Below are 25,295 nucleotides of genomic sequence, written 5' to 3'. Positions count from 1 at the left end.
CGCCGCTCCGAGCCGCACACGGCTCCGGGAGTGTGATCCGGGCCGGATCACTCCGGCGGTCCGCCGGTCTCCTCGGAGCGGTCGCGCAGCGGAGGGGTGCCCGCCCGGCGCACGGGCGATAGGCTGGGGGTGTGCATGAGGAGCCTCGCGACCCGTTCGCCGACGACCCCGAGCACATGGACCACTCCATGGTGTTCGAGCCCGAGCTCGACGACGCGGACCGCGCCGACCTGCTGGAGGACCTGCACGAACTCGAGATGTTCGAAAAGGTCCTGCAGCCCCTCGGGTTCCGGGGGGTGGTGGTCGACTGCGCCGACTGCGACGAGCCGCACTACTTCACCTGGGGTCTGCTGATGTCGAACCTGCGCGCCCTGCTCAAGGACAACAGCGCGCAGGTCCACGAACCCGCCTACGACCCCGACCCGGCGCAGTACGTGACCTGGGATTACGCCCGCGGGTACTCGGACTGCTGGCTGCGGCACCACGGCAGCGCCAACTGACGGCCCGCGGCCTTCGCCGGAAGCGAGGCCGGGGCCGCCGCCGAACGGCGGGCGGGCATCATCGGGGGAACACCGGAGAAAGGAGTCCGTCCCGTGACCGATCCGTTCGTCCCCTGGATCCCGCTGCAGGAACCCGACTTCATGCTGACCGGCCCGCTGGCCGGGCTGCGGCTGGCGGTGAAGGACCTGTTCGACGTCGCCGGGATGCCCACCGGAGCGGGCAACCCGCGCTGGCTGGAGACCCACCCGGCGGCGGCCGACGCCGACGCCGAGGCCGTGGCGCGGCTGCGCGGGGCCGGGGCGAGCCTGATCGGCAAGACCGTCACCGACGAGCTGGCGTGGAGCCTCAACGGCACCAACGCCCACTACGGGACCCCCGAGAACCCGGCCGCGCCGGGCCGGATGCCCGGCGGGTCGTCGTCCGGATCGGCCTCGGCGGTCGCGCTCGGGGCCGCCGACGTCGGCCTCGGGACCGACACCGGCGGCTCGATCCGGTTGCCGGCCTCCTACTGCGGCCTGTTCGGGCTGCGCCCCAGCCACGGCCGCGTGCCGCTGGAGGGCGTCGTGCCGCTGTCGCCGTCGTTCGACACCGCCGGCGCGCTCGCGCGCGACGCCAGGACGCTGCGCGAGGCGTGCGAGGTGCTGCTGGGCACGTCCTCGGACGCCCCCGAGCCGTTCACCGGTGTCCTGGCCCCGCGGGACGTCTGGGACGAGGCGAGCCCCGAGGCGCGCCGGGCGCTCGAGCCCGCCGTGGACCGCCTCGGGCTCGAGATCGACACCGCGCCGCTGTTCGACGAGCCCGACGGGCTCGAACGGGCCCGCGTCGCCTACGCGATGATCCAGGCGTTCGAGGCGTGGCGGAGCCACGGCGAATGGATCGAGAAGGCCGAGCCCGAGTTCGGTCCGGGCGTGGCCGCGCGGTTCTCCAGGGCCGCCGATGTGAGCGCCGAGACCGAAGCCGAGGCGACCCGCCATCGGGACCGGGTCACCGAACTGCTCTCCGAACGGCTCTCGGGCGGCGCCGTGCTCGCGATCCCCGCCGCGCCCGGCCCCGCCCCCGAACCGGAGGCGAGCATCGACCGCGAAGCGGTGGTGCGCCTGACGTGTCTGGCCGGTCTGACCCGCGCTCCCGCCCTCGCCCTGCCGTCGGGCGACGTCGCGGGTCTGCCGGTGGGCCTGCAACTGGTCGGCTCCCCCGGCGACGACGAGGCGCTCCTGGCGCTCGGTGAGGCCGCCGGGCCGGGACGGCGCTCAGCAGACCAGGCCTGAACGGAACGCCTCGGCGACGGCGTGAGCGCGGTCGCGGGCGCCGAGCTTGCGGAACATCCTCCTGGCGTGGGTCTTGACGGTGTCCTCGGAAACGAACAGGTCCCGGCCGATCTCGGCGTTGGACTTGCCCTCGCTCATGCCGCGAAGGACCTGGAGCTCCCGCTCGGTGAGCTTCATGCCCTGGAGCTGCGAGCGCTGCCGGGGCACGGCGTCGCCGAGGCGGACCAGGTTCGGCGAGGCGAACATGATCGCCTGCGCCAGTGCCACGAGCAGCTCGTCGGAACTGTTGGACGGGGAGCGGATGACGCCTCGGGCGCCGGCGGCGACGACCATCGCCGTGGTGCGGGGGTCGGCCGCGCCCGAGAGGAGGACGCCGGTGCGGGGGGACCGGGCGCGGACGGTCTTGGTGAACTTGACCGGATCGGGGGCCGCGAGCGCGATGTCGACCAGCACCACGTCCACCTGGCGCCGCCCGAGTTCGACGAAGAGCTCGGTGGAACCCTCCACCGGCTTGACCGCCTGCGCCAGGCCCATTCGGGTCGCGCAGGCCGAGATCTTCTGCCCCGCTTGAGGAGTCTTGATACAGACCAGTACGGTTCTCACTTTTGTTCTACCTTTCACTGCGGCAGACCGGATGGTGACTCTCGGATATGTCACGGAACCGGTGAGCCGCCATGACGCGACTTGCGCGAACTTTTTTGAGTGACTTTTCGTGGATTCCCGGATGAGGTGTGGACGCATACGATTCGGGCCCGGGCACGCGCGGTCGACGCCGCCCGATGCGAGGATGGGCACATGACGAAGGGAAGAGGGGGACAGCGTCACCGGAAGTACAGTCCCCGTTCAATTGATGACCAACGTTCATATCCACCTCGCCATGACCTGTCTAACGAACTAACGGCCCTGGAGGGTGCGAGTTACGGCCGATATAAATCGCTGCGTGGCAAATGGTGGACAGGCGAGGCGGAACTCGACATCGTCAAGGTGCAGTCCGACCCGTTCGCGCCGCCGAGCCGCCTCGAGCTGCGGTTCGCGACCGAGCCGGCCGACCTGCTGGACGACTGGTTCGCGACCCCGGCCCGGCGCCGGGCGGTGGCGGTGCTGCTGGCGAAGCGGTTCCGGCGCGCCTGCCGCACCAAGGACCTGCGGATAGACGCCGGCGGGCAGGAGATCCTGCAGCGCTCCTCGTGCGAGGTCGGCGAGGACGGGTCGGTGGTGTTCCGGCTGGGCGCGCAGATGCCCGGGCGGGGCCGCCGCATCGACGGCCGGGGCGCGGCGCGGCTGCTGTGCACCGCCCTGCCGGACGCGGCCGACGCGGCGCTGGGGGTCGAGGACGACGAAGCGTGGCGGTGGGTGCGGCACGCCGACGACGTCGAGGCGCTCCGGGAGGCGGTCGCCGAACGGGGCCTGGTGGCGTTCGTCGCCGACGGCTCGATGCTGGCCCGGCGCTCAGGGGTCGACGACCGGCAGATGGAGGGCGGCGTGCCGTTCGAGAGCCCGGAGTCGCTGGCGGTCACCGTCGAGCTGCCGCACACCGGGACGGTGCGCGGCATGGGGATCGAGCCGGGCGTGTCGCTCGTGGTCGGCGGCGGCTTCCACGGCAAGTCGACGCTGCTGCGGGCCTTGGAGACCGGAGTGTGGGACCACGTGCCCGGGGACGGCAGGGACCTGGTGGTGACCGACCGTTCGGCGGCGAAGATCCGGGCCGAGGACGGCCGCGCGGTCACCGGCGTCGACGTGCACGCCTTCGTCGACCACCTGCCGTCGGGGGACGACACGCGGCACTTCACCACCGAGAACGCCTCGGGCTCGACCTCGCAGGCGGCCGCGATCGTCGAGGCGATCGAAGCGGGCTCGAAGCTGCTGCTCATCGACGAGGACACCGCCGCGACGAACCTGATGATCAGGGACGCGCGCATGCAGGAGCTGGTCGCCAAGGACCGGGAGCCGCTGACGCCGCTGGTCGACCTGATCCGGTCGATGGCGGACCGGCACGGGGTGAGCACCGTACTCGTCATGGGCGGTTCGGGCGACTACATGGACGTGGCCGACCGGGTGCTGCTGATGGACGCCTACCGGCCCCAGGACGTGACCGCGAGGGCCAGGTCGCTGGCGGCCGAGCCGACCGGGCGGGTGGCCGAGGCCGACGCGTTCGACCTGCCCCGGCCGCGGGTGATCGACTCGGACTCGGTTTCGGCCGAGTTCCGCGGCAAGCAGAAGATCAAGGCCTCCGGCACCGACGGGCTCCGCTTCGGCGGCTCGGACGTGGATGTGCGGTCGGTCGAGCAGATCACCGACGCCTCCATGACCGCCGGGATCGGCCTGGCGCTGGAGGCGGCGATGCGCCGCGGATGGATCGACGGCAAGACCACCGTGGCCGGAGCCCTCGACCGGCTCGAGGCCGCCCTGGAGTCCGAGGGGGTGGGCGCGCTGCTCGACATCCGGAACGCGGACCTGGCGATCCCCCGGCGCCACGAGGTGGCGGCGACACTGAACCGCATGCGGCGGTTGCGGGTTCACCAGTCGGGCGACATGCGGGCATGAAAAGTGCCTTCGCGGCTCCGATCCCCAAAGGCCGCGAAGGCACTTGAACTCTATCGGGTTGCCGACAGTGGCGCGAGGAAGTGTCGGGATGTTGACACTTCCGATTCTCAGGGCCGCCGCCCGAGACGAAACGGGGCCGCCGACATCGTCGGCGGCCCCGCGGTGCGTTCGTCGGGTCAGAATCCCGGGCCGTGCTGGTGGGAGTGGCCGTGACCGTGGCCGTCCTCCTCGTCGTCCTCGGGCTTGTCGACGATGGTCACCTCGGTCGTCAGCAGCATGCCGACGATCGAACCGGCGTTGAGCAGCGCGTTGCGCGTGACCTTCACCGGGTCGATGATGCCGGCGTCGACCAGGTCCTCGTACTGGCCGGTGAGGGCGTTCCAGCCCTCCCGGGTCGAGCTCTTGGCGATGACGGCCTCGACGACCACGTCGCCGCGGGCGCCGGAGTTGGCCGCGATGCGGCGCAGCGGCTCGGTCAGGGCCTCGTCGACGATCTTGATGCCGACGCGGGCCTCGACGTCCTCGAGCTCGACCTTCTCCAGGGCCGAAGCGGCGTGGACCAGGGCGGCACCGCCGCCGGGGACGATGCCCTCCTCGACCGCGGCCTTGGTCGCCGAAACGGCGTCCTCGATGCGGTGCTTGCGCTCCTTGAGCTCGACCTCGGTGGCCGCGCCGACCTGGATGACCGCGACGCCGCCGGAGAGCTTCGCGAGGCGCTCCTCCAGCTTCTCGCGGTCCCAGGAGGAGTCGCTCTGCTCGATCTGGGTCTTGATCTGCGAGACCCGGCCGTCGACGTCGGCCTTGGTGCCGGCGCCGTCGACGATGGTGGTCGAGTCCTTGGTGACCGTGACGCGGCGGGCCGTGCCCAGGTGCGACAGGTCGGCCTGCTTGATGTCGAGCCCGACCTCCGAGGAGATCACCTCGGCGCCGGTCAGCGTCGCGATGTCGCCCAGGATGGCCTTGCGGCGGTCCCCGAAGGCCGGGGCCTTGACCGCGCAGGCCTTCAAGGTGCCGCGCAGGGCGTTGACCGACAGGGTCGCCAGCGCCTGGCCTTCGACGTCCTCGGCGATGATCAGCAGCGGCTTGGAGGACTCGATGACCTTCTCCAGCACCGGCAGCAGGTCCTCCACCGAGGAGATCTTGCCGTTGGTGATGAGGACGTACGGGTCCTCGAAGACCGTCTCGCGGGCCTCCTGGTCGGTGATGAAGTTCGGCGAGATGTAGCCCTTGTCGAACTGCATGCCCTCGGTCACCTCGAGGGTGGTCTCCAGGCTGGAGCCGTCCTCGATGGAGATGACGCCCTCGGCGCCCACCACGTCCATGGCCTTCGCGATCAGCTCGCCGATCTCGGGGTCCTGCGCCGAGATGGAGGCGACCTGGGCGATGCTCTCGTGGCTGGAGATGTCGACGGCCTGGTCGAGCAGGGCGTCGGACACGGCCTGGGTGGCCGCTTCGATGCCCTTGCGGATGGCCACCGGGTTGGCCCCGGCGGCGACCGCCTTGATGCCGGCCCGGCTCATCTGCTGGGCCAGGACGGTGGCGGTGGTGGTGCCGTCGCCGGCCACGTCGTTGGTCTTGGTGGCGACCTCCTTGACCAACTGGGCGCCCAGGTTGGCGTAGGGGTCGGACAGTTCGATCTCCTTGGCGATGGTGACGCCGTCGTTGGTGATCACCGGCGGGCCGAAGGAGCGTTCGAGGACCACGTTGCGGCCCTTGGGGCCAAGCGTGACCTTGACGGTGTCGGCGAGTTCGTCGATGCCGCGCAGCAGTTCGCCGCGCGCGTCCTCGGCGAAGTTGAGAATCTTCGGCATGGGTTTCCCTTCGTTGGTCGAGCGGAGAGCACGAAAGGGCCCCTACCGGGCGCGCCGGGCGTCGCCGCAGGGGCCCGGCGGCGCTACTGCTCGACGACCGCGAGCACGTCGCGGGACGAGAGGACGAGGTACTCCTCGCCGGCGTACTTGACTTCGGTGCCGCCGAACTTGGAGTAGATGACCACGTCTCCGACGTTGACGTCGACGGGGATGCGGTTGCCCTTGTCGTCGGTGTTGCCCGGGCCGACGGCCAGGACGGTGCCTTCCTGCGGCTTCTCCTTGGCGGTGTCCGGAATGACGATGCCGGAGGCCGTGGTGGTCTCGGCCTCGTTGGCCTGGACTACGATGCGGTCGCCGAGCGGCCTGATTGCAGCCTTGCTCACTTGGTCTTCTCCTCATGTGAGAGTTCGTTGCGGTGAACCGCCACGACAGCGCGGGTCTCGTCGTCGCGGGTGCCGAGGCACCGGCCCGTGGCTTCTGGCACTCTCCGCTCGAGAGTGCCAAGCTCATTCTAGCGCTTAGCAATCTCGGCTTGCGAGTGCTAGGTCGAGATTAGTTCGCGCAGGTGAAGACGTCAACGGCGGGGGCTGTGACGCGATAGGGAATCATTGGGGTCGTGGATACCAGGCTGCTGAAGGCACTGCAAGCCGACCCGGGACTGCAGCGGCGGGCGGCCGAGGCGCTGCGCAGCGCCGGCCGCCGGGCGGCGCTGGAGCTGCGCCGCGACGGCACCGACCCGGAACTGGCCGCGGCGGCGCTGACGCTCGCCGAGCTCCGGGTCAAGGCGCGGGCGAAATTCGGCGAGCGCGCCGACGAGCTGTACTTCACCCGGGAGGGCCTAGAGCAGGCCACCAGGTGGCCGGTGGCCGAGCGCCGGGCGGCGCGGCTGGCCCGCCACGCCGACGAGGTGAGCGACCTGTGCTGCGGCCTGGGGACCGACGCGCTGGCGCTGGCTCAGGCGGGCCTGCGGGTCGAGGCGGTCGAGGCCGACGCCGCCACCGCGGCCCTGGCCGGGGCGAACGCCGAGGCGCTGGGGCTGGAGGTCGAGGTCCGGGTGGGGGACGCGCTGGCGGCGCCGCTGCGGGCGGCGGTGTTCTCGGACCCGGCCCGGCGCGGCGGCGCGGGAAGGACCTTCGATCCGGCCGCCTACGCCCCGCCGCTGGACCGGCTGCTCGACCGCCTGGCGGAGGCCGGGGCCGCGGCGGTGAAGCTGGGCCCGGGCGTGCGGCGCGAATGGCTGCCGGGCGGCGCCGAGGCCGAGTGGGTGTCGGTCGACCGGGACGTGGTGGAGGCCTGCCTGTGGCTGGGCGGGGCCGCGGAGGTGCCGCGCCGGGCGAGCGTGTGCAAGGACGGGACGTGGCACGAGCTGACCGGGACCGGTGAGCAGCGGGCCGAGACCGGCGGCGTCGGGCGGTACCTCTACGAGCCGGACGGCGCGGTGATCCGGGCGGGCCTGGTGGCCGAGCTGGCCGAGCGCCTGGGGGCGCACACGGCGCATCCCGACATCGCCTACCTCTACGGCGATGAACTCCTGCGGAGCCCGTTCGCGAGGGTGTGGAAAGTCGAGGAGATCTGGCCACTCAACGCCAAGAAGGTGCGGCGAATGCTGGCCGACCGCGGCATCGGCACTCTGACGATCAAGCAGCGGGGCACCGGTATAGACCCGTCGAAGTTCCGCAACGAGCTGAAGCTGAAGGGGAGTGAGGAGGCCACCCTGGTCGCGACCAGAGTAGGGAAGACCCACGCCGCGATCCTCTGCTCCGAGCTCTAGGCCGTGGACGCCTCAGCGTTGATTCACATGTCGTCCGGCAGCAGACGAAACGCGTTGTACTCGGCGAGCGGTTTGATCGCGCGGAAGTCCCGACGATCGAGCGTCAGGATCGCGTCCGTCTCGAACTCGGCCGCCACGACCACGTTGACGGCATCGGCGATGTCGAGATCGAGATCGCGGTATTTGCGACGAACCTCCTGCGCCAAGGCCACGATGCGGGACGTGATGTGCGGGATGCACGCTCGGCCCTCGTCGACCCTCACTCGCAGATCATCGACCACCTCAAGGGCGGCATCCTGACCGAATTCACGGTCGACCAGGTGGTCGAGTTCCGACAGGAGGACCGGGGAAACGACGAGCAGACCTGCGGTGTGCATGACGGTCCGAGCACCTTCGCCGTCGGGATGCTCGGCATCCAGCGCTGCGACCAGTCCAGAAGTATCCGCGATGACGACGATCACGAGTCGCCGTTCCGCGTTGCACGATATCTGTCGAGCTGTTCCCGCCAGACTGCTTCCTTCGCCTCCTCGTAGCCTTCATTTCGGATCCGCTTGTAGGTCTTGCTGAAAAACGGTTCGTCCCAGATCCGGCTCGACATCGCGGCACGGTGGATCGCCTTGCGGATGAGCTCGGCTTCGGATACGCCGTAGCGCCTCGCAGCTTCCTTGATGATCGCGAGATCCTCTTCATCGGCGTAGACCATGGTCCGCTTCCTAGCCATATGCGTATGCTACCACACGCATATGTAGCGACCGGGCATTATTCGGCGACCAACCGGGCCGTGAGGTCGACTTCCACGAGTTGGTCGCGATAGCCGAGCGGTCACTCCAGAACGGTGCCGGCGGCTTCCAGAGCCGGGGCCAGCGGCGTTCGTTCGGCCAGGCGGTGCCAGGCACAGCCGACGAATCCGACCAACGATGCACCTCCGTAGTAACAATGCTGGTAGTAACAGCAGTGTTAGTAACACCGGCGTTAGTATCACCATCGGCAGTGCCGTTGTTGTAAGTGGCTAGTGCGAGAGTTTGTAGCGGAGGTTGGAGTCCTTCTCCGAGACCAGGCGCTCCAGGTCGACCTGGTGGTTGGACATACGCTCCCGCAGATCCGGGTCGGAGGCGCCGAGGATGCGGACGGCCAGGAGGCCGGCGTTGCGGGCGCCGCCGATGGACACGGTCGCGACCGGGACGCCCGCCGGCATCTGCACGATCGACAGCAGCGAGTCCAGGCCGTCGAGGTTCGACAGCGGGACCGGGACGCCGACCACCGGCAGCGGTGTGGCGGCGGCGACCATGCCGGGCAGGTGGGCGGCACCGCCGGCGCCGGCGATGATGACCCCGATGCCGCGGGAGGCGGCCGACTCGGCGTAGGCGAGCATCGCGTGCGGGGTGCGGTGCGCCGAGACCACGCGGACCTCGAAGGGGACCCCGAACTCCTCCAGGGCCCCGGCGGCGGCCTCCATCGTCGGCCAGTCCGAATCGGAGCCCATGATCACGCCGACTCGGGCGCGTTCGTTCTCAACCATGTGCACAGCCTACTTGCCTTCGGTCAGGTGCCGGGCCGCTCGCTTGGCGCGGGCGCGAAGGGAATCCAGGTCGTCCCCGCGGACGGTCACGTGGCCGATCTTGCGGCCGGGCCGGACGGCCTTGCCGTAGAGGTGGACGCGCGCGCCCGGGTCGCCGGCCATCAGATGCTGCAGCCGCTCGTCGAGGCGGGGCCCGCCGGCCTCGCCGCCGAGGACGTTGGCCATCACCGTGATCGGGGCGGTCGGCGCGGTCGATCCGAGCGGGTAGTCGAGCACGGCCCGCAGGTGCTGCTCGAACTGGCTGGTCTCGGCCCCTTCGATGGTCCAGTGGCCGGAGTTGTGGGCGCGCATCGCCAGTTCGTTGACGAACAGGCCGTCGGCGGTCTGGAACAGCTCCACCGCCAGCATGCCGCAGACGCCGAGCTCGTCGGCGACGGTACGCGCGATGCCGGCGGCGGTCTCGTTCAGCTCGGGGCCGACATCGGGGGCGGGGGCGATGACCTCGGTGCAGATCCCGCCGCGCTGCACGGTCTCGACCACCGGGTAGACGGCGGTCTCCCCGCGCGGGGAGCGCGCCACCTGGACGGCCAGTTCGCGTTCGAGGTTCATCGTCTCCTCGGCGATGAGGCGGACGCCGGAGGCGAGGACGGCCTGGGCGTCGCCGGGCCGGTCGACCATCCACACGCCTTTGCCGTCGTAGCCGCCGGTGGCGGCCTTGAGGACGCAGGGGAAACCGAACGCCTCCACATCGGAGATCGAGTCGACCGGCGCCCAGCGCGGCATCGGCAGTCCGAGCTTGCCGAGCCGCTCGCGCATGGCCTGCTTGTCCTGCGCGTACCGCAGGGCCTCGGGCCGGGGCTGGAGGTCGACACCCTCGGACCCCAGCGCCCGGAGGGCCGCCTGGGGCACGTGCTCGTGGTCGAAGGTGACCACGGTGGCGTCGGCGGCGAAGGCGCGCAGGTCGTCGAGGTCGCGGAAGTCGCCGATCTCGACCCGGGAGGCGACGGCGGCGGCGCTCTCGGCGGGGTCGGCGGCGAGGACCTTCAGGCTCTGGCCGAGCGCGATGGCGGCCTGATGGGTCATGCGGGCGAGCTGGCCGGCGCCGATCACGGCGACGGTCGGAAGTTGGGTCGCGGCGTCCACGGCTGTGAGCCTAACCCGGTCGCCACCTGCGGCGGCGGCGATCGGGTCCGGGCGTGACGCGGATCGTCGCGGCGGCTGCGGTCGGCCCGCGCGTCGGATAGGTTCGACGGGTGATCGAGTACTACTCCCCTGCAGAGATCGAGCGGATGCGCCCGGCCGGCCGCTTCGTCGCCCAGACCCTGACCGAGCTGGCCGAGGTCGCCGACGTCGGCGTGAACCTGCTGGATCTGGACGAACTGGCCGCCCGCCGCATCAAGGAGGCCGGCGGGCGCTCCTGCTATGTCGACTATTCGCCGCCGTTCGGGTCGGGCCCGTTCGGGAAGGTGCTGTGCACATCGGTCAACGACGCGGTCCTGCACGGGCTGCCGCACCGCTACCGGCTGCGCGACGGCGACCTGCTGAGCCTCGACTTCGCCGTCGAGGTCGACGGCTGGGTGGCCGATTCGGCGATCAGCGTCGCGGTCGGCGAGCCGCGCGAGGAGGACCTGCGGCTGATCGATACGGCCGCGCGGGCGCTGGAGGCCGGGATCGGCGCGGCGCGGGCGGACAGCCGGCTCGGCGACGTCTCGGCGTCGATCGCGGAGGTGGCGCGGGCCGAGGGCCTGTCGGTCAACACCGAGTTCGGCGGGCACGGGGTGGGGCGCACGATGCACGCCGACCCGCAGGTGCCCAACGACGGGCGGCCGGGGCGGGGGCTCCGGCTCAGGCCGGGCCTGGTCATCGCGATCGAGCCGTGGTTCCTGCACACGACCGACCGGATCCGCTTCGACGCCGACGGGTGGACGCTGCGCAGCGCCGACGGCTCGCGCGGGGCGCACATGGAGCACACGATCGCGGTCACCGAGGGCGACCCGATCGTGCTGACCGACCGTTCGGCGCTGCCGCAGCCGGTCAGTGGTTCGACTCGGCGCGCCTGAGCCGCTCCATCCGGTCGATCATGCGCTCGGCGGCGACCTCCTCGGCGGTGACGGCGTAGCCGTAGTGGTCGCGCCAGCCGCCGTCGATGTAGAGGTAGCGCTTGTGCAGGCCCTCGCGGCGCAGTCCGAGTTTCTCGGCGATGCGGTTGGACGGTGCGTTCTCGGGGCGGACGTTGACCTCGATGCGGTGGAGGCGGCCGACGGTGAGGGCGTGGTCGATGACCAGGGCCAGCGCGGTGGCGGTGATGCCGCGGCCGGCGTGGCCCTGGTCGATCCAGTAGCCGGCGTAGGCCGAGCCGAAGGCGCGGCGCACGATGTTGCCCACCGTCAGCCCGCCGACCAGTTCGCCGCGGTGGCAGACGGCCAGCGGCCAACTGGTGCCGTCCTTGACCGAGCGTTTGAGGCCCCGGAGCATGGCGCGGAACGCGGCCGGCGAGTGGGCTTCGTGCCAGGTGGTGCCGGTGCCGGGCTCCCAGGGCGCGAGCCAGGCTTCGTTGGCTCGGCGCAGGTCGCTCCAGCGCCGGGCGTCGCTGCGGCGAAAGGGTCTCACGCCCACGTCGCCGTGGGCGAGTCGCACCGGCCAGCCGGGGTTGGAGAGGGTCATCTATTTCGGTCCAGGTGCAGTGTGTCGTGGCGGTTCATCGGTTTCGATCCAGTAGCAGCACGTCTACGGTGGACCCGGCGGGCACCCGGGTCGCGTTCTCCCCGATGGTCATCAGTCCGGTCGCCTCGGCGATACCGGTGAGGGTGTAGGAGGTCGATCCGAGCGGTGCGACGGTGTAGCCGCCGCCGCGCCGTTCGGCGACGCGGACCGGCCGGAATTCGCGCAGCCCGTTCGGTGAGGATACGGGCTCGGTCAGGTTGGCCCGCACGCTGGGCCGGAAGACCGGTTCGGCGCCGGCGAGGCGCTGGATGAGGGGCCGGGCGATCACTTCGAAGGCGACCATGGCCGCGACCGGGTCGCCGGGGAGGCACACGACGGGCACCTCCTCGGGGCCGATGGTGCCGAAGCCCATCGTCTCGCACAGGTAGACGGCGACCGGGTCGAACGCGACCGCACCGTCGCGGGAGAAGGTGCGCCGGACCATGTCGCCGGGGCCGGTGCCGGTGCCGCCGGTGGTGACGACCAGGTCGGCGCGGAGGATCTGGTCGTCGAGGACCATGCGGAGGGCGTCGGGGTCGTCGTCGCAGATGCCGACCCGGTAGGCGTGGGCGCCGGCTTCGGAGGCGGCGGCGGTGACCAGGTGGGAGTCGACGTCGACCAACTGGCCGGGCTGGGAGGGCCGTCCGGTGTCGACCAGTTCGTCGCCGGTGGCGATGACGACCACGCGCGGGGTGGGGCGGACGACGACGTCGGCGACGCCGGCGGCGGCGAGCATGCCGATGAGCTGGGGGGTGATGCGGCGGCCCTCGTGGGCGAGGATCTCTCCGGAGGTGCGTTCGGAGCCCAGGCGGCGGACGCCGTGGCCGCGGCGGGGCACCTGCCGGACCTCGACGGTGGCCATGCCTTCGTCGGTCCAGGCCAGGGGCACGACGATGTCGGCGCCGACCGGCAGGGGCGCGCCGGCGGCGACCGAGAAGCAGGCGCCCTTGACCAGGCGGACGGGCCGCCAGGAGGAGGCGGCTAGGTCGCCGAGGACCTTGAGGCCGACGCCGCGCTCGGGGCTGGCGCCGGCCAGGTCGTCGGCGGCGGCGGCGTAGCCGTCGATCGCCGCGTAGTCGAAGGCGGGGAGCGGGCCGGAGCTGGTGACGTCCTCGGCGAGCACCGACCCGGTCGACCGGGTCATGTCGACGTCGGTGGGCGGCAGGGGCCGGACGAGGGCCAGCGCCTTTGACAGGAAGTCCGCCAATGGCGTCGCCTCACCGCTGCCCTTCACTTCTCAGCCCCCCGTTTGTCGAGTCCCCGCCATCGTCCGACCAGCGTCGCTAGTCCAGTGTCGCACCGAATTCCCGCAGCCAGGCGTTGAAGCCGGGCAAGTCGTCGCGTTCACTCGCCAGTTCGACGATGGTCTGCAGGTAGGCGGCCGGCTCGCCGGTGTCGTAGCGGCGGCCGCGGAAGATCACGCCGTGGACGGGGGTTCCTTTGGCGCGCATGGTGTCCATGGCGTCGGTGAGTTGGATCTCGCCGCCGCGGCCGGGCGGGGTGTCGTGGAGGACCGGGAAGATCGAGCCGGGCAGGACGTAGCGGCCGATGAGGCTGAGGTTCGAGGGGGCCTGGTCGACGGCGGGTTTTTCCACCATTCCTGTGACCTCGACGACGTCGTCGTCGTCGGTGGCGTCGACCGAGGCGATGCCCCATCGCGAGACGTCCTCGCGCGGCACCTCCATCAGCGCCAGCACGATCCCGCCGGTCTCGGCCTGGAGTTCGATCATGCGCGGCAGGAGCTTGTCGTCGAGGTGGCAGAACTCGTCGCCCAGGAGGACTGCGAACGGCTCGTCGCCGACGTGGGCGGCGCCGCGGCCGACCGCGTGGCCGAGGCCGAGCGCGCCGCCCTGGCGGACGGCGTGGATCTCGGCGGTTCGCTCGGGTGCCCGGATCGATTCGAGGGCGTCGTCCTTGCCCTTCGCGGCCAGCGCCTCCTCGAGGTCGAATCGCGAGTCGAAGTAGTCGACCATCGAGTCCTTGCCGCGGGCGGTGACCAGCAGGACGTCGTCGGCGCCGGCCTCGGCGGCCTCCTCGACGATGTACTGGAGCACCGGCTTGTCCACGATCGGCAGCAGTTCCTTCGGGACGGACTTGGTGACCGGGAGGAATCGGGTGGCGTTGCCGGCGGCGGGTATGACGGCCTTGGTGGCCCGACGCGAGGTTTCAGACATAGGGCGAGCGTATCGTGACGACGCTGCGTCAGATGTCCGCCACCCGGACGCGGGTCCGGGCCGGTCTACCTGCGGCGGAGCGTCCGAGGGCGGCGTCCGGCCCGGCCGAGGGGGGCTCAGGTGGCGGCGACCCGCCAGGTGTCCCTGCCGGCGGCCTTGGCCGCGTACAGCGCCTCGTCGGCGGCGGCGAGGACGTCGGCGGCGGTGTCGGCGTGCTCGCCGAGGACGGCGATGCCGACCGAGACGGTGACGCTCAGCTCCAGGCCTCCGACCTTGAACGGCCTGCTCGCCAGGGCGCGGGCGAGCCGCTCGGCGACCGCGGTGGCGCCGGAGGCGTCGGTCTCGGGCAGCAGCACCATGAACTCCTCGCCGCCGTGGCGGAAGGCGAGGTCGACCTCGCGGATCTGCCCGGTTATGCGGCGGGCCAGCTCGACCAGGACCTGGTCGCCGATCGGGTGCCCGTAGGTGTCGTTGACGATCTTGAACCGGTCGAGGTCGATCGCCAGCAGCGCCGACGAGCGCCGGTAGCGGCGCACGCGTTCGGCCTCGCGGCGCAGCGAGGTCTGCATGAACCGGTAGTTCCACAGACCGGTGAGCGGGTCGGTCAGGCTCAGCCGCTGGGCGCGGCGGTGGAGGAGCACGTTCTCGACCGCGACCGCGACCTGCCCGGCGAAGGTCTTCAGGGTCTCGACGTCGCCGTCCTCGAAGTCGAGGTCGGCGACCCGGTTGTACAGCACCAGCACGCCGAGCACGCAGTGCTGGCCGCGGCCGGCCTCGTCCTCGGAGGCGCCGCCTCTGCGGGCGCCCGGATGCTCGGGCTCGGGCGTCTGGCGGCTGCTGAAGGGCACCGCGACGATGGTCCGGGCGTCCGGTTCGGTGGCGACCCGCCGCCACGGCCCGAGCCGGCCGTCCACGATGCGGCCGTGGGCGGGGGCGCCGCTGGCGGCGATGCCGCCGATGACGCCCTCCCCGAGGCGGACGGAGGCCGGCTCGTCGATGCCGAGGGCGCCTTCGGCGGCGCGCTGGCCGAGCCGGTCGGTGTCGGCCACGTCGGCGAGCATGACCAGTCCGGCCTCGGCACTGGTGGTGACCATGGCGGTGTCGAGGATGACCTCGAGGATGCGGTCGAGGTCGAGGGTGGCGGTGAGGGTCTGGCCGAGCCAGCCGAGCTGGCCGCGCATCTGGTCGCGGGAGGTGGTCAGGGCCTGGACGTAGGACTGGGTCTGGGCGGTCATGCGGTTGAAGTTGTCGGCGAGCTGGGCGAACTCGTCGCCGCCCTGGACTTGGACGCGGACGTCCAGGTCGCCTTCGCTGATGCGCTGGGCGGCCCCGGACAGCTCGGCCAGGGGGCGGGTGGTGGAGCGCGCGAGCCAGGAGGCCAGGGCGACCGCGAGCACCCCCGAGGCGGCGACCATGGCCGCGAGGGTCCAGTACATGGGGGTGACGTCGGTGGAGACGGTCCCGATGCGCAGCGGGAGGAAGGCGTCGGTGCGGGCCCAGACGGCGGGGTCGGCGCCGCGGGCCTCGAGCGGTTCGAAGCGGCCGTCGTCCAGGACCAGGGAGGCGTCGGCGGCGTCGGCGAGGGAGGCGAGGAATGCCTGGTCGACGACGCGGAAGGCGGTGAAGGCCGCAGTGGAGCCGTCGTCGTTGCGGACCTCGGCCTGGGCGCCGAGGGCGACGACCGGGCGGGCGCCGGCCCGGATGGCCTCGGCCCCGCAGTCGGCCCAGGCGCCTTCGGGGGCGGGGTCGCCGACGCTGGTGGCGTGGCCGGCGGCGTCGTCGATGCCGGTGAAGGCGATACCGTCGACGACGGCGCGGTCGACCAGGAGCTCGGCCATGTCGGCGCCGCCGTCCCGGCCGCCGCTACCGTGGTTGAGGGCCACCGCAGCCGCGGAGGCCTGAATGCGCTCGCAGATGGTACCGAGGGTGGAGTCGACCACGGTGACCGCCGAGTCGGCCGCGGCCTCGCCGCGGGAGTCCGCCAGATGGGACATGATGGCAGCAACGAAGACGGCCCCCACCAGGACCGGCCCGAGCACGACGACGAGGAACGCCGTGGTGAGCCGTGAGCGCAGCGACACCGAAGCCCCCTCAAGTTCACTCCCTAGAAGACTACCTAGCGCAACCGTCTCGACACGACACGGCGGGGCGTTTCCGAGGCGATGCCGCCCGAAAAGGTGAACAGATTTAGCTATTTGGTGGAATCGGTGCTGGTTATAGGTCGAACACAGGAGGGACGATCATGGCTATAGACAAACACATCGTTCGAACCAAGCTGCTGAGCAGCCGAAAGGCCCTACCGGCGGCCGACCGGGCCTCGGCGGACCGGGCGACCTGGATCGCGCTGCGGGGCTATTTGGACGAAACGCTGACCGCGGGCGCGACGGTCGCGGCCTATCGGCCGTTCGGGGCCGAGCCGGGGGCGACGCTGCAGCCCGAACTGCCCGAGCGCCTCGCCGAGACCTACCGGGTGCTGCTGCCGGTGACGTTGGCGGACAACGACCTCGACTGGGTCGTCGTCGGCACCGAAGTGCCGCAGTCGTCGTCGGATCCGGCGCGGCCGAGAACGGCGCTCAGTGGACCGAAGGGGACGGAGAAGGTCGCCGCCACCCGCGGCCCGGCGGCGATCGGGCGGGCCGAGGTGGTCATCGTGCCCGCCCTGGGCGTCTCACATTCCGGACTGCGCCTGGGCCGGGGCGGCGGCTCCTACGACCGGGCGCTGACGCGGCTGCGGCCGGGGACCCCGGTGGTCGGGCTGCTGCGCGACGGCGAGTTCGGAGTCGCGGTCCCCGCCGAGGACCACGACCGGCCGGTCACCGCGATCGTGACCCCCTCGGGCGGCTACGCCACGCTCGAGTGACCGTCACCGCAGGCCTGGACGCCATTAGCACTCCGGGCCGCTGAGTGCTAATCTCGATCGGGGTCCGACCGCGACCCGCCCACGGCCGACTTTGCGAGCCGTGTCGCGACCCGGCCATCGCTGGAGGTTAGCCGTGCCGACGTACGAATACCGCTGCAAGGAGTGCGGTTACGAGTTCGACCAGCACCAGTCGTTCTCCGAACCGCGCCTGACCGACTGCCCCTCGTGCCAGACTGCGGGCGCCCTGCGCAAGGTCTTCGGCAACGTCGGGGTCACCTTCAAGGGCAGCGGCTTCTACCGCACCGACTCCCGCTCGTCCGACTCCAGCACGCTGAGCGAGAACGGCTCGCAGAACGGCGCCAAGAGTTCCGAGTCCACGAGCGAGTCGAAGAGCGAGTCCAAGCCCAAGAGCGAGAGCGCGTCGGGTTCGGCGGCCGCCTCGGACTCGAAGGCGGCTTAGGCCAGCGCGACGACCGTGGTCAGCACGAGCTGGCCGAGCGCGGCCGGCACCAGCCCCTTCCAGCACAGCGCCTGGATCTGGTCGACCCGCAGCCGCGGCCACGCCACGCGCAGCCAGATCACCACCGCCGAGAGCGCGCCGGTCTTCAGCAGCGTCCACAGCCAGCCGAGCGAGTCCGGTCCCGGACCCTTCCAGCCGCCCAGGAACAGCACCGAGGTGAGTGCGGCGATGACGACGATCCCGGCGTACTCGGCCAGCAGCAGCAGCGCGAAGCGCAGCCCGGCGTACTCGGTGAGGTAGCCGAACACCAGCTCGGAGTCGGCCACGGGCGCGTCGAACGGGGGCCGGCGGATCTCGGCGAGCCCGGCGATGAAGAAGATCAGCGCGGCCGGGGCCTGCCACAGCAGCCACCAGGGGTGCCAGGCCTCGACGATGCCGGAGAGGTTCAGCGTTCCGGCGGCGACGGCGATCGAGGCGGCCGCCAGCACCAGCGGCAGTTCGTAGGCCATCAACTGCGCGGCCGCGCGCAGCGCCCCGACCAGCGTGTACTTATTGGCCGAGGCCCAGCCCGCCATGAGCACCGCGAGCACGCCGATGCCGACCAGCGCCAGCACCACGAACAGGCCCATCTCCAGGCCGGAGCCGACCAGATCGCCGGGCCCGAGCGGGATGAACAGCAGCACCAGCAGGTAGGGGACGAGCGCGACCGCCGGGGCGAGCTTGAAGACCGGCCGGTCGGCCGCGGCGGGAACCAGGTCCTCCTTCTGCGCGAACTTGACGCCGTCGGCGATCAGTTGCGCCCAGCCGTGGAAGCGGCCGGCGTGCATGGGGCCGAGCCGGCCCTGCATGTGGGCCATGAGCTTGTGCTCGGTCTGGCCGACCAGGAGCGGGAGCAGCAGGAATGCGGCGATGACGCCGGCGAGTTTGAGCGCGATCTCAAGCATCGGGCTCCTCGCCGGCCGGTTCCATCCATCCGTCGGGCACGCCGGGGGGTTTCTTGGGGGCGCGCTTGCGGGCGCCGGGGCGGCCGCCGCCGGGCTCCTTCTCCCCCGGCCAGGGCTTGACCACGCGGGAGGCGAGGACGAAGTCCTTGCGCAGCGGGTGGCCCTCGAACTCGGGCGGGAGCAGCAGCGGTTCGAGCCCGGGGTGGCCGGCGAAGTCGGCGCCGAACATCTCGTGGGTCTCGCGCTCGTGCCAGGACGCGCCGGGGTAGAGGTCGGTGACGGATTCGAGCGGTCCGGCCGCGGCGGTGCGGAGCAGGACCCCGCGCCGGGCGCGGATCGACCAGAGATGGGCGATGACCCGCAGGCCCGCGCCGTCTTCGATCTCGCTCTCGTCGACCGCCGACAGCCAGTCGAAGAAGTCGCAGCCGAGCTCGTCGCGGCAGGCGCGGGCGGCCTCGTGCCAGCGCTCGGGCGGGACGTCGGCGACCGCGCGCGCGGCGTCGGGGACGACCTCGACCGCCAGCGCCGCCCGCACGCGCTCCTCCCAGGGATCAGGCACGGGCCCTCCCCGGCGGAATGAATCCTATAGGATATTTCCTATAGGAAATAGGATCACGCATCGCGCCTCCTCAGCGCCGCCCGCAGCCTCGACGCCGGGCGCAGCGGCTCGTCGCCTATCTGCTTCTGCAGTTCGCCGATGCCGTACAGCAGCGCCTCCGGGCGCGGCGGGCACCCGGGCACGTACACGTCCACCGGGACGATCTGGTCGACGCCCTTGGTGACGCAGTAGGAGTCCCAGTACGGGCCGCCGGAGTTCGAGCAGGCCCCGAAGGAGATGACGTACTTCGGTTCGGGCATCTGGTCGTAGAGGCGCTTGACCGCGGGGGCCATCTTGTCGGTGACCGTGCCGGAGACGACCATCAGGTCGGACTGGCGCGGCGAGTGCGCGAACGGGATCACCCCCAGCCGCATGAAGTCGTGGCGGCTCATCGAGGCCGCGATGAACTCGATGGCGCAGCAGGCCAGCCCGAAGTTGAACACCCACAGCGAATAGCGGCGGCCCCAGTTGAGGATGAACCGGATCGGCTCGCCCAACGCACCGGCGCCCTCGGCTGCGGCGCCGGACTTGGACGGGTACGGCAGCCTCACTGCCATCGCAGGACCCCCTTCCTCCAGGCGTAGGCCAGCCCCAGGACCAGCACGCCGACGAACACGCCCATCTCGGCCGCCGCCGGCGGCCCGAAGGAGGCGGCGACGGCCGCCCACGGGAACAGGAACACCGCCTCCACGGCGAACAGCACGAACAGGAACGCGTAGACGTAGTAGCGGATCTGGACCTGGGCCCAGTCCCCGCCGACCGGATCGACCCCGCACTCGTAGGTCAGGGCCTTGGCCGCCGACGGCGCGTGCGGCCTGAGCAGCCGGTTGGCCGTCATCGCCACGGCCACGAACGCGAATCCGGCCAGCAGCAGCACCCCGAAGACGGCGTAGTCGCCGAGCAGGGAGGAGTTCATGGTCACACCATAGTGCGCGAGGCGGAAGGAGGGAAGCGCCCGCGCGCCCGGTCCGGCCGGGGGCCGAATTGTTTCCCGAGATCCGCAACCGAGCGGGCCGGTCGGGCGTGTTGGTGTGCGAAGAGGATCAACACCGAGTCCGATGATTTCGGACTCCCCACCCATCGGAGAGCTTCGCAGATGACTCCCGCCGGCGCCCCGCCGCAGCGCCCCCGGTCCGCCGGGCGGGGCTGCGCGTTCCGCTCGGCCGCGGTCCGGCCCGTCTTGGGGGACACCCCGCTTCGTTCCACCGGGGTATCGGGCGCGAGAATGGGTGAGGCCGGGTCTGCCCACTCGGCACGGTTGACGAGTTGCCTGATCCCCCCTACCTGTGCTGGAGCGGATGTGCGAACGGAGGCGGAGTTCACCGACCTCTACGAGAATCACTTCTCGGAGCTCGCTGCCCAGGTGTGCGCCTATCTCGGTGACGCCACCGAAGCTCAGGATCTGGTCCAGGAGGCGTTCCTGCGCGCCTGGCAGCGCTGGGACAAGGTGGGCGGCTACGAAGAGCCGGTCGCCTGGGTCCGCCGGGTCGCCTGGAATCTCGCCACCAGCCGCCACCGCCGCAACCAGGTGGTCCGCAGGTTCCTGCAGAAGTCGGCGCCGCCCGAGCCCGCCCCGGCCGCGGGCCCGGACCACGTCGCGCTGGTGGAGGCGCTCGGGCAGGTGCCCGCCAGACGGCGCCGGGCGCTGGTCCTGCACTACATGGCCGATATGTCGGTCAGCGCCATAGCCGAGACCACCGGGGCCCGGGAGGGCACGGTCAAGTCGTGGCTCCACCGCGGCCGCAAGGAGCTGGCGGCGCTCCTGGCCGACGACCTCGGCGGACCGGGACCCGAGGCGGCCGATGGCGACACCATGGCGATACGCGTCCGGGGCCGCAAGCCGACCGGCACCGCGAAAGTGCCCCGGACGACCGACCCGGCTTCGGTGAAGGAGGACCGCTGATGAACGCCGACCAATACGGCGACCACGTCGCCGAGCCCGGCGACGAGGCGATCCGCTCCGCCTTCGCGTCCTACCGGGAGGAGGCGGCCGCGAACTTCCCGCCGCCCCCGGTCGACGACCTGATCATGTCCGGCCCCGCGGCGCTGCGCCGCCGGCGCCTGGTCTCCCTGGCGGCGGTGGCCGGCGCCTGCACGGTGGTCACCGCCGGCGGCTTCGCCGTCGCGCAGACCCTCGGCTCCATGCCGGAGCGGACCGAGCCGGAGGACCCGCCCCCGGTGGTCAACGGCTCCACCTCGCAGGACCCGTCGGAGGGCACGCAACTGGGCGACCCGGCGCCCCCCGAGACCGAGCCGGCCCCGGGCGGAGACGAGGACGACGGCTCCGGAGACGAGGGCGAGACCCTCACGATCGTCATCGACGACTGGTCCCAGGTGTGCGAGGGCGGGTCGTTCGAGGTCGACCAGGACCTGGAATTCACCGGCGAGCCCGACTGGGCGATCGAGCAGGCGGTCGTGGCCGACGTCGACGGCGACGACGCGTCCGACACGGTGATGGCGCTGACCTGCCAGGACGCGACCGCGGTCGCGGCGTTCACTGGCTCGGAGGCGGGCCTGGAGCATCTGGCGTGGGTCTGGCGTCCCGACGGGTCACAGGAGCTCGAAGAGATCGCGGGCACCGACGGCGGGGTGGTTACACTCCAGGGTCTCAGCGACGCCTCCGAGACCTGGACGGCGAGCTTTGAGTGGGACGGCGAGGCCTTCGTCGAGATCGACGACGAACCGTCGACCGAGCCGAGCCCGTCCGAGGACTCGGAGACCCCCGAGCCCGACGAGACCCAGACCACCGAGACGGCGCCGTCCAGCGAGACCCGGGACTGACCTTCCGCGGGCCGCGAAGGGCCCGTGCGAACTTCGCTTTCCCACGCATTGGGAGCCGGGCCGGATAAGGGTGTCACCTGCGTCGCTGACTGGACGCGCCGTTGGCAACCGGACAGGCTCCGCGCGTAGCATCGCAATTGAAGAACCCAATGACGGAGCAGTGCTCCGGCATCCCGAACACACCGCGTGAGAGCGCGTGCCCGCAAACCCGCATGAGGAGAACTTGGTGAATACCGTCCGGCAGCTCGACCGGGTCGTCATCCGCTTCGCAGGGGACTCCGGTGACGGGATGCAACTCACCGGCGACCGCTTCACGGCGGAGACGGCCAAGCTCGGCAACGACCTCTCCACCCTCCCGAACTTCCCGGCCGAGATCCGCGCCCCCGCCGGGACCCTCCCCGGTGTGTCGAGCTTCCAGATCCACTTCGCCGACTCCGACATCCTCACCCCCGGCGACCAGCCCGAGGTGCTGGTCGCCATGAACCCGGCCGCCCTCAAGGCGAACCTGCGCGACCTCAAGCCCGGCGGGATCATCATCGTCAACACCGACGAGTTCACCAAGCGGAACCTCAAGAAGGTCGGCTACGACGACAGCCCCCTCGAAGACCACACCCTCGAGGACTACCAGGTCATCGAGGTGCAGTTGACCAGCCTCACCGTCGCCGCGCTCGCGGAGTACGAGATCGGCAAGAAGGACGCCGCGCGCAGCAAGAACATGTTCGCCCTGGGTCTGCTGTCGTGGATGTACTCGCGCACCACCGAGGTGACCGAGGAGTTCCTGCGCAAGAAGTTCACCAAGAAGCCGCAGATCGCCGAGGCCAACGTCGCCGCGCTCAAGGCCGGCTGGAACTACGGCGAGACCGCCGAGTCGTTCGCGGTGCAGTACGAGATCCCCCCGGCGACGCTCCCGGCCGGCACCTACCGCAACGTCACCGGCAACACCGCGCTCGCCTGGGGCGTGCTCGCCTCCGGAGTCGCCTCGGGTCTGCCGCTGTTCCTGGGCGCCTATCCGATCACCCCGGCCAGCGACGTCCTGCACGAGCTGTCCAAGCACAAGAAGTTCGGCGTGACCACGATGCAGGCCGAGGACGAGATCGCCGCCGCGGGCGCGGCCCTGGGCGCGGCCTGGGGCGGGGCGCTGGGCATCACCACCTCCTCGGGGCCGGGCGTCGCGCTCAAGTCCGAGACGATCTCGCTAGGCGTGTCGCTGGAGCTGCCCCTGATCGTCATCGACGTGCAGCGCGCCGGGCCGAGCACCGGAATGCCGACCAAGACCGAGCAGGCCGACCTGCTGATGGCCATGTTCGGCCGCCACGGCGAGGCCCCGGTCGCGGTCCTGGCCCCGCAGTCACCGTCGGACTGCTTCGAGACGATGCTCGAGGCCGCCAGGATGGCGCTGCAGTACCGGACGCCGGTGATGCTGCTGAGCGACGGCTACATCGCCAACGGCGCCGAGCCGTGGAAGCTGCCGGACCTGGCCGAACTGCCCGACCTCGGCGTCGAGTTCGCGACCGAGCCGAACGCGACCGACGCCTCCGGCGAGCCGACCTTCCTGCCCTTCCAGCGCGACCCCGAGACGCTCGCACGGCCGTGGGCCGTGCCCGGCACGCCGGGGCTGCAGCACCGCATCGGCGGGATCGAGAAGGCCGACGGGACCGGCGACATCTCCTACGACCCCGCCAACCACGACCACATGGTCCGCACCCGCGCCGCCAAGATCGCCGGGATCGACGTCCCCGACCTGGCCGTCGACGACCCCGACGGCGAGGCCGAGGTGCTGGTGCTGGGCTGGGGCTCGACGTGGGGCCCGATCGGCGCGGCCGTGCGCGGCCTGCGCGACCGCGGCATCCACATCGCCCGCGCCCACCTGCGCTATCTCAACCCGATGCCCGCCAACGTCGGCGAGGTACTCGGCTCCTACAAGAAGGTCGTGGTCCCCGAGATGAACCTGGGGCAGTTGGCGCTGCTACTGCGCGGCAACTTCCCGAGCGCGGACGTGATCGGCTACAACAAGGTGCGCGGGCTCCCGTTCACCTCGAACGAACTGCAGGATGCCCTCGAGGAGGTCGTCAAGAATGGCTGACGCCGTCAAGATGGACGCGCCCAAGCTGAAGGCCAAGGACTTCAAATCGGACCAGGAGGTGCGCTGGTGCCCCGGCTGCGGGGACTACGCGATCCTGGCGGCCGTCCAGTCGTTCCTGCCCGAGCTGGGGCTGGAGCGGGAGAAGATCGCCTTCGTCTCCGGCATCGGCTGCTCCTCGCGGTTCCCCTACTACCTGAACACCTACGGGATGCACTCGATCCACGGCCGCGCGCCCGCGATCGCGACGGGCCTGGCCACCAGCCGCCCGGACCTGTCGGTGTGGGTGGTGACCGGCGACGGCGACGCGCTGTCGATCGGCGGCAACCACCTGATCCACGCGCTGCGCCGCAACGTGAACCTGAAGATCCTGCTGTTCAACAACCGGATCTACGGGCTCACCAAGGGCCAGTACTCCCCCACCTCCGAGCCGGGCAAGCTCACCAAGTCCAGCCCGATGGGCTCGGTGGACGCCCCCTTCAACCCGCTGTCGCTGGCGCTGGGTTCGGAGGCGTCCTTCGTGGCCCGCACGCTCGACTCCGACCGGGCGCACCTCAAGGACGTGCTGCGGGCGGCCGCCGAGCACGAGGGCAGCGCGTTCGTGGAGATCTACCAGAACTGCCCCATCTTCAACGACGACGCCTTCGAGGTCCTCAAATCCCCCGAGACGCGGGACATGGCGCTGATCCGCCTGGAGGACGGCGAGCCGATCCGCTTCGGCTCCGAGGGCGGCGAGCAGGTGGTGGTCCAGTCCGGGTACGGCCTGCAGGTCAAGCCCGCCGACGAGGTCGACCCGGCCGACGTCGTGGTCCACAGGTCCGATATCGACGACCCGGCCTACGCGTTCGCGCTCTCGCGCCTGTCGGGCACGGTCCTGGACCACACCCCGATCGGCGTGTTCCGCAGCGTGCGGAAGCCCACCTACGACGGGCAGGTCCGCAGCCAGGTGGAGGAGGCCGCCTCCGGCGTCGACCGCGCCGCGGCGCTGGGGGGCCTGATGCACTCCGGCGACACCTGGACGGTGCTTTAGCAGGAGCGTCCCCGGCCCCGGGATCGGGGCCGGGGCAGACGCATGACCGGGACGTTCCCTCTGGCGGACAGCGATGTCATCTTGAACGCGCGGACTGATCAGCGGTACCTGGACCGGCTGCGGACCCGATCGTCCCGGACGAATACCGGTGAGGCTCGCAACGGGTCACTGCGCACTTCCGGTCAACTCAGTACCCGATGAGTTCATCGAACTCGGTGGGAGTGAAGTGGACCTGAACGGCGGCACGGGTC

General features: G+C 71.2%; 26 protein-coding genes. 11 read left to right on the top strand and 15 right to left on the bottom strand.

Going from position 1 to position 25,295, the window contains the following annotated elements; translation table 11 throughout:
• Window positions 1–131 precede the first annotated feature (131 nt).
• The gene (locus CUT39_RS14795; RefSeq protein ID WP_100447883.1) at window positions 132–500 is read left to right on the top strand and encodes a DUF5319 family protein; all 369 of its coding nucleotides are present in this window, start codon (window positions 132–134) and stop codon (window positions 498–500) included.
• Between the two features lie 93 nt (window positions 501–593).
• Complete coding sequence (locus tag CUT39_RS14790) at window positions 594–1,769, top strand: amidase (protein ID WP_198587158.1); 1,176 nt, start codon at window positions 594–596, stop codon at window positions 1,767–1,769.
• Here CUT39_RS14790 and CUT39_RS21265 read toward each other — a convergent pair.
• Window positions 1,752–2,372 (bottom strand): response regulator transcription factor, encoded by a 621-nt coding sequence (locus CUT39_RS21265; RefSeq protein ID WP_100447881.1) that lies wholly within the window; start codon window positions 2,370–2,372, stop codon window positions 1,752–1,754. The genes CUT39_RS14790 and CUT39_RS21265 overlap by 18 nt on opposite strands.
• A 192-nt stretch (window positions 2,373–2,564) precedes the next feature.
• Here CUT39_RS21265 and CUT39_RS14780 point away from each other — a divergent pair, with 192 nt between their 5' ends.
• Window positions 2,565–4,313 (top strand): ABC-ATPase domain-containing protein, encoded by a 1,749-nt coding sequence (locus tag CUT39_RS14780; RefSeq protein WP_100447879.1) that lies wholly within the window; start codon window positions 2,565–2,567, stop codon window positions 4,311–4,313.
• 176 nt (window positions 4,314–4,489) lie between these two features.
• Here the strand turns inward: CUT39_RS14780 and groL are convergent, their stop codons facing one another.
• Together groL and groES are read right to left on the bottom strand one after the other, a co-directional pair.
• The gene (gene groL / locus CUT39_RS14775; protein WP_100447877.1) at window positions 4,490–6,124 is read right to left on the bottom strand and encodes a chaperonin GroEL; all 1,635 of its coding nucleotides are present in this window, start codon (window positions 6,122–6,124) and stop codon (window positions 4,490–4,492) included.
• An 83-nt stretch (window positions 6,125–6,207) separates the two neighbouring features.
• Window positions 6,208–6,507 (bottom strand): co-chaperone GroES, encoded by a 300-nt coding sequence (groES, locus tag CUT39_RS14770; RefSeq protein ID WP_100447875.1) that lies wholly within the window; start codon window positions 6,505–6,507, stop codon window positions 6,208–6,210.
• A 233-nt stretch (window positions 6,508–6,740) separates the two neighbouring features.
• Between groES and CUT39_RS14765 the strand changes: the two genes are divergently transcribed.
• On the top strand, window positions 6,741–7,895 hold the full coding sequence (locus tag CUT39_RS14765; RefSeq protein ID WP_100447873.1) for a THUMP-like domain-containing protein: 1,155 nt from the start codon (window positions 6,741–6,743) through the stop codon (window positions 7,893–7,895).
• A 23-nt stretch (window positions 7,896–7,918) separates the two neighbouring features.
• Here CUT39_RS14765 and CUT39_RS14760 read toward each other — a convergent pair whose 3' ends face one another.
• The 4 genes from CUT39_RS14760 to CUT39_RS14745 form a co-directional block, all read right to left on the bottom strand.
• Window positions 7,919–8,356 carry a PIN domain-containing protein gene (locus CUT39_RS14760; protein WP_100447871.1) on the bottom strand — a complete coding sequence of 146 codons (438 nt, stop codon included), beginning with the start codon at window positions 8,354–8,356 and terminating at the stop codon, window positions 7,919–7,921.
• On the bottom strand, window positions 8,353–8,616 hold the full coding sequence (locus CUT39_RS14755) for a ribbon-helix-helix domain-containing protein (RefSeq protein WP_100447869.1): 264 nt from the start codon (window positions 8,614–8,616) through the stop codon (window positions 8,353–8,355). Before CUT39_RS14755 ends, CUT39_RS14760 begins: the two co-directional genes overlap by 4 nt.
• A gap of 288 nt (window positions 8,617–8,904) precedes the next feature.
• On the bottom strand, window positions 8,905–9,414 hold the full coding sequence (gene purE / locus CUT39_RS14750) for a 5-(carboxyamino)imidazole ribonucleotide mutase (RefSeq protein ID WP_100447867.1): 510 nt from the start codon (window positions 9,412–9,414) through the stop codon (window positions 8,905–8,907).
• A gap of 9 nt (window positions 9,415–9,423) precedes the next feature.
• Window positions 9,424–10,557, bottom strand: a complete 1,134-nt coding sequence (locus tag CUT39_RS14745; RefSeq protein WP_100447865.1) for a 5-(carboxyamino)imidazole ribonucleotide synthase — start codon at window positions 10,555–10,557, stop codon at window positions 9,424–9,426.
• A gap of 110 nt (window positions 10,558–10,667) precedes the next feature.
• Between CUT39_RS14745 and map the strand changes: the two genes are divergently transcribed.
• Entirely contained in the window at window positions 10,668–11,474 is an 807-nt protein-coding gene (gene map, locus CUT39_RS14740; protein ID WP_100447863.1) for a type I methionyl aminopeptidase, read from the top strand.
• On the opposite strand, the gene CUT39_RS14735 is transcribed toward map, so the two are convergent.
• The 4 genes from CUT39_RS14735 to CUT39_RS14720 form a co-directional block, all read right to left on the bottom strand.
• On the bottom strand, window positions 11,449–12,078 hold the full coding sequence (locus tag CUT39_RS14735) for a GNAT family N-acetyltransferase (protein ID WP_100447861.1): 630 nt from the start codon (window positions 12,076–12,078) through the stop codon (window positions 11,449–11,451). The genes map and CUT39_RS14735 overlap by 26 nt on opposite strands.
• A gap of 34 nt (window positions 12,079–12,112) precedes the next feature.
• Window positions 12,113–13,351: a molybdopterin molybdotransferase MoeA gene (locus CUT39_RS14730; protein ID WP_408611153.1), complete on the bottom strand. Its 1,239-nt coding sequence runs from the start codon at window positions 13,349–13,351 to the stop codon at window positions 12,113–12,115.
• A gap of 49 nt (window positions 13,352–13,400) precedes the next feature.
• Window positions 13,401–14,291 carry a UTP--glucose-1-phosphate uridylyltransferase gene (locus CUT39_RS14725; RefSeq protein ID WP_100447859.1) on the bottom strand — a complete coding sequence of 297 codons (891 nt, stop codon included), beginning with the start codon at window positions 14,289–14,291 and terminating at the stop codon, window positions 13,401–13,403.
• Between the two features lie 116 nt (window positions 14,292–14,407).
• Window positions 14,408–16,372 (bottom strand): sensor domain-containing diguanylate cyclase, encoded by a 1,965-nt coding sequence (locus tag CUT39_RS14720; protein ID WP_100447857.1) that lies wholly within the window; start codon window positions 16,370–16,372, stop codon window positions 14,408–14,410.
• Window positions 16,373–16,533: 161 nt separating this feature from the next.
• On the opposite strand from CUT39_RS14720, the gene CUT39_RS14715 reads away from it, so the two are divergent.
• Together CUT39_RS14715 and CUT39_RS14710 are read left to right on the top strand one after the other, a co-directional pair.
• Window positions 16,534–17,151 (top strand): 5-formyltetrahydrofolate cyclo-ligase, encoded by a 618-nt coding sequence (locus tag CUT39_RS14715; protein ID WP_100447855.1) that lies wholly within the window; start codon window positions 16,534–16,536, stop codon window positions 17,149–17,151.
• A gap of 133 nt (window positions 17,152–17,284) precedes the next feature.
• Complete coding sequence (locus CUT39_RS14710; protein WP_100447853.1) at window positions 17,285–17,611, top strand: FmdB family zinc ribbon protein; 327 nt, start codon at window positions 17,285–17,287, stop codon at window positions 17,609–17,611.
• Here CUT39_RS14710 and CUT39_RS14705 read toward each other — a convergent pair.
• The 4 genes from CUT39_RS14705 to CUT39_RS14690 are packed head-to-tail and all read right to left on the bottom strand — an operon-like array spanning window position 17,608 to window position 20,069.
• On the bottom strand, window positions 17,608–18,555 hold the full coding sequence (locus CUT39_RS14705; RefSeq protein WP_100447850.1) for a complex I subunit 1/NuoH family protein: 948 nt from the start codon (window positions 18,553–18,555) through the stop codon (window positions 17,608–17,610). The two genes, CUT39_RS14710 and CUT39_RS14705, sit on opposite strands and share 4 nt — an antisense overlap.
• Window positions 18,548–19,114 carry an NADH-quinone oxidoreductase subunit C gene (locus CUT39_RS14700; protein WP_100447848.1) on the bottom strand — a complete coding sequence of 189 codons (567 nt, stop codon included), beginning with the start codon at window positions 19,112–19,114 and terminating at the stop codon, window positions 18,548–18,550. The genes CUT39_RS14705 and CUT39_RS14700 overlap by 8 nt, the downstream gene beginning before the upstream one ends.
• A gap of 53 nt (window positions 19,115–19,167) precedes the next feature.
• Window positions 19,168–19,710, bottom strand: coding sequence for an NADH-quinone oxidoreductase subunit B (locus CUT39_RS14695; RefSeq protein WP_269799166.1), 543 nt, complete (start codon window positions 19,708–19,710; stop codon window positions 19,168–19,170).
• The gene (locus CUT39_RS14690; RefSeq protein ID WP_100447846.1) at window positions 19,701–20,069 is read right to left on the bottom strand and encodes an NADH-quinone oxidoreductase subunit A; all 369 of its coding nucleotides are present in this window, start codon (window positions 20,067–20,069) and stop codon (window positions 19,701–19,703) included. Before CUT39_RS14690 ends, CUT39_RS14695 begins: the two co-directional genes overlap by 10 nt.
• A 384-nt stretch (window positions 20,070–20,453) precedes the next feature.
• Here CUT39_RS14690 and CUT39_RS14685 point away from each other — a divergent pair, with 384 nt between their 5' ends.
• The 4 genes from CUT39_RS14685 to CUT39_RS14670 all read left to right on the top strand — a co-directional run bounded on the left by CUT39_RS14685 (window position 20,454) and on the right by CUT39_RS14670 (window position 25,044).
• Window positions 20,454–21,056: an RNA polymerase sigma factor gene (locus CUT39_RS14685; protein WP_198587156.1), complete on the top strand. Its 603-nt coding sequence runs from the start codon at window positions 20,454–20,456 to the stop codon at window positions 21,054–21,056.
• Window positions 21,056–21,934: a hypothetical protein gene (locus CUT39_RS14680; protein ID WP_100447842.1), complete on the top strand. Its 879-nt coding sequence runs from the start codon at window positions 21,056–21,058 to the stop codon at window positions 21,932–21,934. Before CUT39_RS14685 ends, CUT39_RS14680 begins: the two co-directional genes overlap by 1 nt.
• 226 nt (window positions 21,935–22,160) lie before the next feature.
• Window positions 22,161–24,017: a 2-oxoacid:acceptor oxidoreductase subunit alpha gene (locus tag CUT39_RS14675; RefSeq protein WP_198587155.1), complete on the top strand. Its 1,857-nt coding sequence runs from the start codon at window positions 22,161–22,163 to the stop codon at window positions 24,015–24,017.
• Window positions 24,010–25,044, top strand: coding sequence for a 2-oxoacid:ferredoxin oxidoreductase subunit beta (locus CUT39_RS14670; protein ID WP_100447837.1), 1,035 nt, complete (start codon window positions 24,010–24,012; stop codon window positions 25,042–25,044). Before CUT39_RS14675 ends, CUT39_RS14670 begins: the two co-directional genes overlap by 8 nt.
• Window positions 25,045–25,295: the final 251 nt, after the last annotated feature.

It is taken from the genome of Glycomyces xiaoerkulensis, assembly GCF_002798405.1.
Lineage (GTDB): Bacteria > Actinomycetota > Actinomycetes > Mycobacteriales > Micromonosporaceae > Glycomyces > Glycomyces xiaoerkulensis.
The sequence above is the reverse complement of the archived record's forward strand: the minus strand, read 5'-3'. Positions and strand labels throughout refer to the sequence as shown.